8 protein-coding genes are annotated in these 9,868 nt (G+C 69.7%); 5 read left to right on the top strand and 3 right to left on the bottom strand.

The window, feature by feature from the left end; translation table 11 throughout:
* Window positions 1-4 precede the first annotated feature (4 nt).
* From FHX42_RS07790 to FHX42_RS07770, 5 genes are all read left to right on the top strand, one after another.
* Entirely contained in the window at window positions 5-1,489 is a 1,485-nt protein-coding gene (locus FHX42_RS07790) for a purine-cytosine permease family protein (protein WP_182543583.1), read from the top strand.
* A gap of 35 nt (window positions 1,490-1,524) precedes the next feature.
* A complete protein-coding gene (locus FHX42_RS07785) occupies window positions 1,525-2,832 on the top strand; it encodes a flavin monoamine oxidase family protein (protein ID WP_182543397.1) in 1,308 nt (435 codons plus the stop codon).
* The gene (speB, locus tag FHX42_RS07780; RefSeq protein ID WP_182543396.1) at window positions 2,829-3,773 is read left to right on the top strand and encodes an agmatinase; all 945 of its coding nucleotides are present in this window, start codon (window positions 2,829-2,831) and stop codon (window positions 3,771-3,773) included. The genes FHX42_RS07785 and speB overlap by 4 nt, the downstream gene beginning before the upstream one ends.
* Window positions 3,773-5,197 (top strand): aminobutyraldehyde dehydrogenase, encoded by a 1,425-nt coding sequence (locus FHX42_RS07775; protein ID WP_182543395.1) that lies wholly within the window; start codon window positions 3,773-3,775, stop codon window positions 5,195-5,197. Before speB ends, FHX42_RS07775 begins: the two co-directional genes overlap by 1 nt.
* Before the next feature lie 129 nt (window positions 5,198-5,326).
* Entirely contained in the window at window positions 5,327-6,760 is a 1,434-nt protein-coding gene (locus FHX42_RS07770) for an aldehyde dehydrogenase family protein (RefSeq protein WP_182543394.1), read from the top strand.
* Between the two features lie 210 nt (window positions 6,761-6,970).
* Here FHX42_RS07770 and FHX42_RS07765 read toward each other — a convergent pair whose 3' ends face one another.
* From FHX42_RS07765 to FHX42_RS27715, 3 genes are all read right to left on the bottom strand, one after another.
* A complete protein-coding gene (locus FHX42_RS07765) occupies window positions 6,971-8,428 on the bottom strand; it encodes a sodium:solute symporter (protein ID WP_182543393.1) in 1,458 nt (485 codons plus the stop codon).
* 464 nt (window positions 8,429-8,892) lie between these two features.
* Window positions 8,893-9,528, bottom strand: a complete 636-nt coding sequence (locus tag FHX42_RS07760) for a class I SAM-dependent methyltransferase (protein WP_182543392.1) — start codon at window positions 9,526-9,528, stop codon at window positions 8,893-8,895.
* 141 nt (window positions 9,529-9,669) lie between these two features.
* A complete protein-coding gene (locus FHX42_RS27715; RefSeq protein WP_182543391.1) occupies window positions 9,670-9,786 on the bottom strand; it encodes a multicopper oxidase domain-containing protein in 117 nt (38 codons plus the stop codon).
* Between the last annotated feature and the right edge of the window lie 82 nt (window positions 9,787-9,868).

Below are 9,868 nucleotides of genomic sequence, written 5' to 3'. Positions count from 1 at the left end.
GCAGATGCCACCGGAAACAACGTCGTTGCCGGATGCCGGTTCCGCGCCGCGCGGCGCCGGGATCGAAAAACACGGGGTCGGCACGCTCCCGGACACGGAACGAACGGGTCGTCCACGCGATGTCGTGGGCATCCTGCTGGGTTCCAACATGTGCCTGGGCGTGGTCATCTTCGGCTGGCTGCCGGCCTCGTTCGGACTGGAGTTCTGGCCCGCGGTCAGCTCGATGGTCGCCGGTACCCTGCTGGGCACGCTGCTGGTCGCCCCGCTCGCGCTGGTGTCCTTCCGGACCGGCACCAACCTGTCGACCAGCAGTGGTGGCACGTTCGGGGTGCGGGGCAGGCTCATCGGATCGATGATCGGACTGCTGCTCTCGCTCGGTTACGCGGCGCTGACGGTGTGGACCGGCGGTGCGGCGATCGTCGGTCCGCTGCACCGGCTGTTCGGCCTGCCCGACGGCAGTGCCAGCTATTCCGCGACCTACGCGGTGCTGGCCGCGCTGTCGGTGCTGATCGCGATCTTCGGGTACCGATTGCTGACGCGCATGAGCAAGTGGGTCGCGCTCGGCACCCTGGTGCTCATGGTGCTGGGGTTGTTCGGCTACGCGGGACGGTTCAGCACGGTCCCGGTGGTCGACGGCGGTTACCTGATGGGGGACTTCTGGACGACCTGGGCGCTGTCGACGGTCGCCGCCGGGCTCAGCGGTCCGATGGCGTTCATCACGCTGCTGGGCGACTACAGCCGCTACGTCTCACCACGGCGCTACTCGGGTGCCAAGGTTTTCGCCGCCTCCGCCGTGGGCATGGTGCTCGGCCTGCTCGTGCCGCAGCTGTTCGGCACCTTCACCGCGTTCGCCTCCCGCGCCGCCGACGACTACGTCGGGCCGCTGGTGGCGGCGGCGCCGCTGTGGTTCCTGATCCCGCTGCTGCTCAGCGGCGTGTTCGGCACGATCGGCAACGCGGGCGTGCTCATCTACAGCATGGGCTTGGACCTCGACGCGATCATCCCGCCGCTGTCCAGGGTCGAGGCCACGCTCCTGACCTCGGCGGTGTCGACGACCCTGGTGTTCCTCGGCTACTTCGTCTGGGACGCCCAGGACGCGGTCACCGCGTTCGTCCTGCTGCTGACCGCCATCGGCACCCCGTGGGCGGTGATCACGCTGATCGGTTTCCGCCGCTGCCGCGGCGTCTACGACCCGGACTCCCTGCAGGTCTACAACCGCCGCTCCCGCGGCGGCCTCTACTGGTTCACGGCCGGTTGGAACCTCCGCGCCGTGGCCGCCTGGGCGATCGGCTCGACCGTCGGCCTGCTGTCGGTCGACACCGCCCTGTTCCGGGGTCCGCTGATCGAGTGGACCCGCGGCATCGATCTGAGCTTCGTGCTCGCCGCGGCCACCACCGCTGTGGCCTACCTGCTGCTGACCATCGGTTCCCCGCAGCCGGTACCGGAAGCAGCTGACGACGAAGTCCCGGCCCGGGCCGTATCCGCCTGAGCCGGCACCCACCGCGAAACGAGAAAGCACAAGGAATGGACTACTACGACGTCGTCGTGATCGGCGCGGGGTTCTCCGGGCTGACCGCGGCCCGCGAACTGCGGGAAGCCGGTAAGAACGTGCTGGTCCTGGAGGCCAGGGACCGCATCGGCGGATCCACCTGGTACAGGCCGGAAGCGCTCGGCGGCTTCGGCCTGGAGATGGGCGGTACCTGGATCGTCCCGCAGCAGACCCACGTCTGGGCCGAGGTGCAGCGCTACGGCGTCCCGGTCGCCGACAGCGAGCTGCCCGGGCGGATGACCTGGTCCGACCACGGCACGGTGCTCGACACCCTGCTGCCGGTGCCGCCGGAGCAGTACGGCGCGCTGGAACACGCGGTGCGCGCACTGGTCGAGGCGGGTGAGCGGATCGACCCGACGCGCCCGCTGTCCGAACAGGGCTTGGCCGACCTCGACGTGCCGATCCGGCAGTGGGCCGAGGACGCGGGCCTGACCGGCAACGCCAAGGAACTGATCGTCTCGTGGTTCTGCGGTTGCGCCAACGCCGGCGAGGAAACGGGGTCGGCGTTGGACGTCATCCGCTGGCTGTCGGCGATGGACAACTCGCTGTGGGGCATGGTGCAGGCCAGCGTGCTCGGCTACACGTTCGTCGACGGCACCGTGTCGCTGGCCGAGGCGATCCGCGCGGACGGCGGGACTGAACTGCGGCTGTCCAGCCCGGTCCGCGAGGTCACCGCCACCGACGGGGGCGTGACGGTCGGCTACGACGGTGGCGCCGTGCGGGCCGACCGGGTTCTGATGACCACCCCCGTCGGCGTCTGGCGGGACATCGAGTTCAGCCCCCGGCTCTCGACGGCCAAGCAGATGATGTCGCAGGAGAACCACGCCGGGCAGGGGCAGAAGGTGTGGGCGTTGGCGCGCAACGTCGACGAGGACATCAGCGGCTTCGGCTGGGGAACCGGTTTCGACTACGTCGGTGCGATGGCCACCACCGACGAGGGCGTGGTGCTGGTCTGCTTCGCCCCGGAGCACGACCGGGTCGACACCACGGACCCGGCCGACGTGCAGCGGGCGGTGCGCGAGTTCGCTCCGGAGGCCGAGGTGGTCGGCGTCGAGTCGCACGACTGGGTCAACGACGAGTTCAACAAGGGAACGTGGGCGACCTTCGGGGCCGGCCAGTTCGCCAAGTACGAGATCGCCGTCGGCGAGCCGGAGGGACGGGTGCACTTCGGCGGTTCGCACACCGCGCGTCTTTGGCGCGCGTTCATCGACGGCGCCATCGAATCCGGCAAGCGCGCCGCGGCCGAGATCCTGGCCGCGCGGTCCGAGGGAGGCGAGGAGTGACGGAGCCGATCGGTCCAGTGGACTCCACTCACGTGCCCCGGTACGGAGGCGACACGACGTTCGCCCGGCTACCGAGGCTGGGCGAGGTACCCGACGCCGACGCTCTGGTGTGGGGCGTTCCGTTCGACACGGGGGTCAGCTACCGGCCCGGCGCCCGGTTCGGCCCCAACCACGTGCGGCAGAGCTCCCGGCTGCTGCGCCCGTACAACCCGGCGCTGGACGCCCAGCCGTTCGCGGCGCGCCAGGTCTCCGACGCCGGTGACCTGGGGGTGAACCCGTTCGACATCGGCGAGGCCATCAGCACCATCGAGACCAGCGCCCGGGAGCTGTCGGGCACTCGCCGCACGCTGGTCACGGTGGGCGGGGACCACACGATCGCCCTGCCGCTGCTACGCGTGCAGCACGAGCGGCACGGGCCGATCGCGGTGCTGCACTTCGACGCGCACCTCGACACGTGGGACACCTACTTCGGCGCTCCCTACACGCACGGAACCCCGTTCCGCCGCGCGTCCGAGGAAGGGCTCATCGACTTCGAGCACTCGATGCACGTCGGCATCCGGGGGCCGCTGTACTCGCGGCTGGACCTCGACGAGAGCGAGGAGATGGGCTTCGCCGCGGTGCACTGCCGCGACTTCGCCCGGAGTCCGCTGGACACGATCATCGACCGGATCCGCACCCGGCTGGGCTCGCGCCCGGTCTACGTCTCGGTCGACATCGACGTGCTCGACCCCGGTTTCGCACCGGGTACCGGCACGCCCGAGGCGGGCGGCCTGTCCAGCCGCGAACTGCTGGAGGTCCTGCGCGGGTTGGAAGGGCTCAACCTGGTGGGCGCCGACGTCGTGGAGGTCGCGCCCGCCTACGACCACGCCGAGATCACCGGGATCGCGGCGGCTCACGCCACCTACGAGCTGCTGAGCATCCTGCCAGCGGGAGGACACTGATGCGCACGATCCGCAACATCGTCGACGGCAAGCCGGTGGACGCCGAGGACCGGCGGACCACCGACCTGGTCGATCCGTGCAGCGGCGAGGTGTTCCGCACCGCTCCGCTGTCGTCGGGCGACGACGTGGGCGCGGCCTACGAGTCGGCCGCCCGGGCGTTCGAGCAGTGGCGGGAGACCACACCCGCCGAGCGGCAGCGGCTGCTGCTGCGGCTGGCCGACGAGCTGGAGCGACGAACCGAGGAGTTCGTCGCGGCCGAAGCCGAGAACACCGGCAAACCGCTGGAGGCCACCCGCACCGAGGAGGTCGGCGCGTCGGTCGACCAGATCCGCTTCTTCGCGGGTGCGGCGCGGCTCCTCGAAGGCACGGCGGCCGGCGAGTACGCACCCGACCACACCTCCTACGTGCGGCGCGAACCGGTCGGCGTGGTCGGCCAGGTCGCACCGTGGAACTACCCGCTCATGATGGCGGTGTGGAAGGTGGCGCCCGCGATCGCCGCGGGTAACACCGTGGTGCTCAAACCCGCCGACACCACCCCCGTGACGGCCACGATGCTCGGCGAACTGGTGGCCGACATCTTCCCTCCCGGCGTGCTCAACGTCGTCTGCGGTGGCCGGGACACCGGTCGTGCGGTCGTGTCGCACCCGACCTCGGCGATGGTCTCGATCACCGGCTCGACTCGGGCCGGGCAACAGGTCGCCGCCGCTGCCGCCGAGGAAGTCAAGCGGGCGCACCTCGAACTCGGTGGCAAGGCGCCGGCGGTGGTGTTCGCCGACGCCGACCTCGACGCCGCGGCCGAGGGCGTCGCCGGAGCCGGCTTCTTCAACGCCGGGCAGGACTGCACCGCCGCGACCCGCGTGCTCGTCGAGGAGTCGGTGGCCGAGGGGTTCACCGCCAAGCTCGTCGAGCGGGCTTCGGCGATGCGCTGCGGCCCACCATCCGATGTGGACGCCGCGGTCGGCCCGCTGAACAACGCCGCGCAGCTGGAGCGGGTGCAGGGCGTCGTGGACCGGGTCCCGGAACACGCCCGGGTGCTCACCGGCGGCCACCGGATCGGCGAGGACGGCTACTTCTTCGCGCCCACCGTGATCAGCGGAGTGCGTCAGGACGACGAACCGGTGCAGGAGGAGATCTTCGGTCCGGTCCTGACCGTGCAGACCTTCCGCGACGAGCAGGAGGCGCTGAGCATGGCCAACGGGGTCGACTACGCGCTGGCCTCCAGCGTCTGGACCAGGGACCACGGGCGGGCCCAGCGCTCGGCGGCCAGGCTCGAATTCGGGTGCGTGTGGGTCAACGCCCACATGGTCCTGGTTTCCGAGATGCCGCACGGCGGGTTCAAGCGATCCGGCTACGGCAAGGACCTCTCGAAGTACGGATTCGAGGACTACACCCGGATCAAGCACGTGATGCACAGCTTCGGCTGAGCACCGAGCCGCGCGGTAGGTGGTGCCGATCCGTCCATCCGGACCGTCCGCACATGGACGGATCGGCACTCCACGTCGACCGACCTCGGCCGTAGCGTCGGGACGCACCCCAGGACAGAGGAGGAACGGATGGCACCGGTCACCGGATACTGGATCGCAGGCGAGGCGTCCCGTAGCGACGAGACGTTCGACGTGCACCACCCCTACGACGGTTCGCCGGTCGGCACGGCCTGCTACGCGACCGACGCCGACGTCGAACGCGCCGTCGCCGCCGCCCACGCCTGCCGCGGCGAGTTCGCCGCGCTGCCCGCCCACGCGCGCGCCTCGGCGCTCGACCACGTCAGCCGGCGGCTCGCCGAGCGTGCCGAGGAGATCGCGCGGCTCATCACCGCCGAGAACGGCAAGCCGATCTTCTGGGCCCGCGCGGAGGTCGACCGCGCCGTGTCGACGTTCCGCTGGGGCGCGGAAGAGGCGCGACGCTGGAGCGGCGAGCTGCAGCGGCTGGACACCGACACGGGAGCGAACGGGCGGATGGCCCTCGTCCGGCGCGTGCCGCGCGGCCCCGTGCTCGGGATCGCACCGTTCAACTTCCCGCTGAACCTGGCGGTGCACAAGGTCGCGCCGGCGCTGGCCGCAGGCGTGCCCATCGTGCTCAAGCCGGCACCGAAGACGCCGCTCACGGCGCTGGTCCTCGGCGAGATCCTCGCCGAGACAGCCCTGCCCACCGGATCCTGGTCAGTGATCACCACGACCGACGAGAAGGCCCCCGAGCTGGTCGCCGACCCGCGCCTGCCCGTGGTGTCGTTCACCGGATCCGGACCGGTCGGCTGGAGCATCCGGGACGCGGTACCGCGCAAGCACGTCACGCTCGAACTCGGCGGCAACGCCGCAGTGGTCGTCGATTCCGACTGGACCGACCTCGACTTCGCGGCGAATCGCATCGCCACCTTCGCCATGTACCAGGCGGGCCAGTCCTGCATCTCGGTCCAGCGCGTGTACGTGCACCGAGACGTCCACGACGACTTCGCCGAGCGCTTGGTGAAGGCCGTCGAAGCGCAGGGCACCGGGAACCCGATCAGCGAGGAGGCGCGAGTCGGACCGCTGATCGACGTGACCGCGGCCGAGCGCGTCGAGCAGTGGGTCGGTGAAGCGGTCGACGCGGGCGCCGAGGTGCTGACCGGTGGGGTCCGGGACGGATCCACCTACGCCCCCACCGTGCTGACCGGGGCGCCCGAGGACTCCAGGGTCTCCTGCGAGGAGGTGTTCGGGCCGGTGCTGGTGGTCGAACCCGTCGACTCCGTCGACGACGGGTTCGCGCGGGTCAACGCGTCCCGCTACGGCCTGCAGGCCGGGGTGTTCACCCGCGACCTCCAGCTGGCGTTCCGCGCGGCGGCCGAACTCGAAGTCGGCGGCGTGGTCATCGGCGACGTGCCCAGCTTCCGCGCCGATCAGATGCCCTACGGCGGCGTCAAGGAGTCCGGATCCGGCCGGGAGGGCGTCCGTGCCGCCATGAACGACCTCACCGAGGAGCACGTCACGGTTCTGACCGGCATCGCGGTCTGATCGATGTCTTCTTGTCGGGTCGTTCGGCTGGAGCCCCCTCCCCGCGTCGTGGTGAACGGACCGTTGTGGCGGTGTGAGTGCCCAAACGGTCCGTTCACCCTTTGGGACAGCGGCCGGGGCCCCGACGACGACCCGGCCGGGAACCCCTGGTGAGGCTCCTCGCGGAACGGCCTGCGCAGCGGGCTCCTCCCGCTCGCCCTCGCGGCTGACCTATTCGGCGCTCACGTGCTCGGACCGCTCGGCGCTCGAGGAAGTCCCGCCCTCGCCACGCAGGCGTGCCTCCCACGTCGCGAGCTGCTGCTGCTCGGTGGGTGGGGCGAGCAGGCCGGCGACGACGAACACGACGACACTCGCGGTCAGTCCGATGTAGACCGGTTCGTTGGCCTCGATTCCTCGAACGATCATCAGTCCGACGACGGTGAGACTGCCGACGGTCATCGAGGCCAGCGCTCCGACGACGTTGGCGCGCCGCCAGAACAACGCACCGATGATCGGGACGAGCACCCCGCCCACCAGCAGGTTGTAGGCGATCGTCAAGGCTCCGACCACGTCCCGGACGAGCAGGGAAGTGACGATCACGACCACACCGCCGCCGAGCACGAAGACCCGGTTCGTCGTCACTCCCCCGGATTCCGAGTGCTTCGGCACGAAGCGGGCGTAGATGTCGTTGGCCGCGATCGTGGAGGCGGCCAGCACCGTCGCGCTCGCGGTGGACATCAGCGCGGCCAGAGCCGCCGCGAGCACCAGGCCCCGCAGACCCGCGGGCAGAACGCTCTGCGCCACGGCCGCGAACGCGTCATCACTGTTCTCGAGTCCCGGAAACAGCACCTTGGCGGCCATGCCGATCACGGCGGCTGCCGTGCCGTACACCGCCACGTACAGTCCCGCGGCGACTCCCGCGTTGCGGGCCACTCCTTCAGTGCGCGCGGTGAAGACGCGCTGCCAGATGTCCTGACCGATGAGCATCCCGAAGAAGTAGATGAGGAAATAGGTGAAGATCGTTCCACCACCGATGGCGATGATGTCGAAGTAGCTCGCCGGTAGCGCCTGCCGCAGCCCGCTCACTCCCCCCGCGTTGGCGACGGACAGCGGCAGCAGGAGCACGAAGATCCCCACCGTCATGATCACGAACTGGAGAAGGTCGGTAAGCGTGATCGACCACATGCCACCGAGCACGGTGTAGGCCACGACGATGCCGCCACCGACCAGGATCGCGGGCACCCGCGGAATCCCGAGCAGAACGTCGAACAAGGTGCCCACCGCGAGCGTGGCGGTGACGGCCACCATCAGATCGTAGACGATCATGATGATTCCGCTGATGATCCGCCCGGCCGCGTCGTACCGCAGTTCGAGCATCTCGGCGACCGTGTACACGCCCAGGCGAGAAAGCCTGCGGGACAGCGCCACGCTCAGCACGAGGATGCCCAGCCCCAGCATCGTCGCCAGCCACAGACCGGAGATCCCGTACTCGTAACCGAGGCTGGCACTACCGATCGTGGACGCACCGCCGAGCACGACCGCCGCGAGAGTCCCCGTGTAGAACACCGGACCGAGTCGACGTCCGGCGACCAGGTAGTCCTCCTTGTTCCGCGACCGGCGCAGTCCCCACCAGCCCACGCCGAGCATGCCGGCGAAGTACGACGCGATCACCAGGTAGTCGAGAATCATGGACCCCTCCGGAGCGACGGGCGGCGCAATCGGGCCGAACACGGCGTGCACATTCGTTCCACCCGTACGCGCTCCCCTGTGAACGGACGTCGTCCCGAGAGCACCGCCGTACCAGCCGCGAATGTTCCACGAGTGTGAAGCAATGGCGGTCACGTACAGCAGTATTCGTTCCTCCAACATTGACGGTCCGTTTTGGAGGAACGCACAATCGATCCGGTCTTCGCGAGCGGGCACCGTCCTCATGCGATCCGGTTCTTCGCGCACCGCCCTGATGGGAGCGTCCGACGTCGGTGGTGGACCAGTCGAGAGACCCGAGCGTGCCGACCACAGCGCACCGGACGTAACCGGCCAAGCCAGCGATGATCGCTTCGGTAGCCGGGAGCGACAGCCCGGGCGGCGATATCTCTGCGGCTGACCGCCACCTGCCGGGATCGGCGAGTCAACGGCCCCGAAGGGCGAGAACCTTACAGACCGCTCGGCTTGCGGGCGGTGAGCCGCTCGACGACGCCGAGTTTGAAGCGCTCGGTGCGTTCGACGGAGAACCCGGCGGTGCGGACCTCGTTCAGCGGCCTGCGCAGGAAGTGCTCACCGGCCGTCGGGACCGTGACGAACTCGAGGAGCCGTTGCACGGCACGCGCCAAGGATGCGGAACTTTCGACGTGATCGACGAGCACCAAGCGGCCCGCGGGGCGCAGCACGCGGTGCATCTCCGCGACGGCGACGTCGATGTCGGGAATCGCGCACAGACCGAACGTGCACACCACGGTGTCGAACGTGGCGTCGGCGAAGGGCAGGGAGTGGGCGTCGCCCTGCAGCAGTCTCGCACCGCGATCGAGTTCGGCCGCTCGTGCGCGGGCGATACCGAGCATCTCGTCGCTGAAATCGATCCCGGTCAGGGCCACCTCGTCGGGGTACTCGGTGAGGTTGAGACCGGTGCCCACGGCTACTTCGAGGACCTCGCCGGTGGCTTGCGAACACGCCCAGCTGCGGGAGTCGCCGAACAGAACGCGGTCCATGAACCGCATCTGCTTGTCGTAGGTGCGGGCCTGCTTGTCCCAGGCTCGCCGCCACCGAACGGTGCGATCACGTGCTGCGGACATATGCCCCTCCTCGGTGGTGAGCCGGAGCAGCGAGGCACCTCCACGACCTCCCTGCCAAGTACGACGATCGACGGGTCCGCGCTCGGACGCAAACGTCCGCACCGCGCGGACGGCACCACGAACTCGATGCTCAGGGTCCGGTCACGCAGGACGTGATCCGGCCATGCCGGTGGCGAGATGGTAAGCCACGTGGCAGTGGACGAGCCACTGTCCGGAGCGTCCTCGGGAGAGACGAACATGATCGCGCGTTCGTATCACCGCGGCCCCTCGCCCGTTCCGGAAATCAGGCGATGCTCTCGGGGTGACCACCTACCGGCGGTTCGGTAGGTGGTCACCGGTC

Origin of the sequence: Halosaccharopolyspora lacisalsi, from assembly GCF_014137975.1 — a bacterium.
GTDB classification, from domain to species: Bacteria; Actinomycetota; Actinomycetes; order Mycobacteriales; family Pseudonocardiaceae; genus Halosaccharopolyspora; species Halosaccharopolyspora lacisalsi.
This window is presented reverse-complemented; position numbering and strand designations above follow the sequence as displayed.

Coding starts and splice junctions, on each gene's coding strand:
- FHX42_RS07785 (WP_182543397.1), top strand. CDS start 1,525: ATGGACTACTACGACGTCGTCGTGATCGGCGCGGGGTTCTCCGGGCTG.
- FHX42_RS07765 (WP_182543393.1), bottom strand. CDS start 8,428: ATGATTCTCGACTACCTGGTGATCGCGTCGTACTTCGCCGGCATGCTC.
- FHX42_RS07770 (WP_182543394.1), top strand. CDS start 5,327: ATGGCACCGGTCACCGGATACTGGATCGCAGGCGAGGCGTCCCGTAGC.
- FHX42_RS07760 (WP_182543392.1), bottom strand. CDS start 9,528: ATGTCCGCAGCACGTGATCGCACCGTTCGGTGGCGGCGAGCCTGGGAC.
- FHX42_RS07775 (WP_182543395.1), top strand. CDS start 3,773: ATGCGCACGATCCGCAACATCGTCGACGGCAAGCCGGTGGACGCCGAG.
- FHX42_RS07790 (WP_182543583.1), top strand. CDS start 5: ATGCCACCGGAAACAACGTCGTTGCCGGATGCCGGTTCCGCGCCGCGC.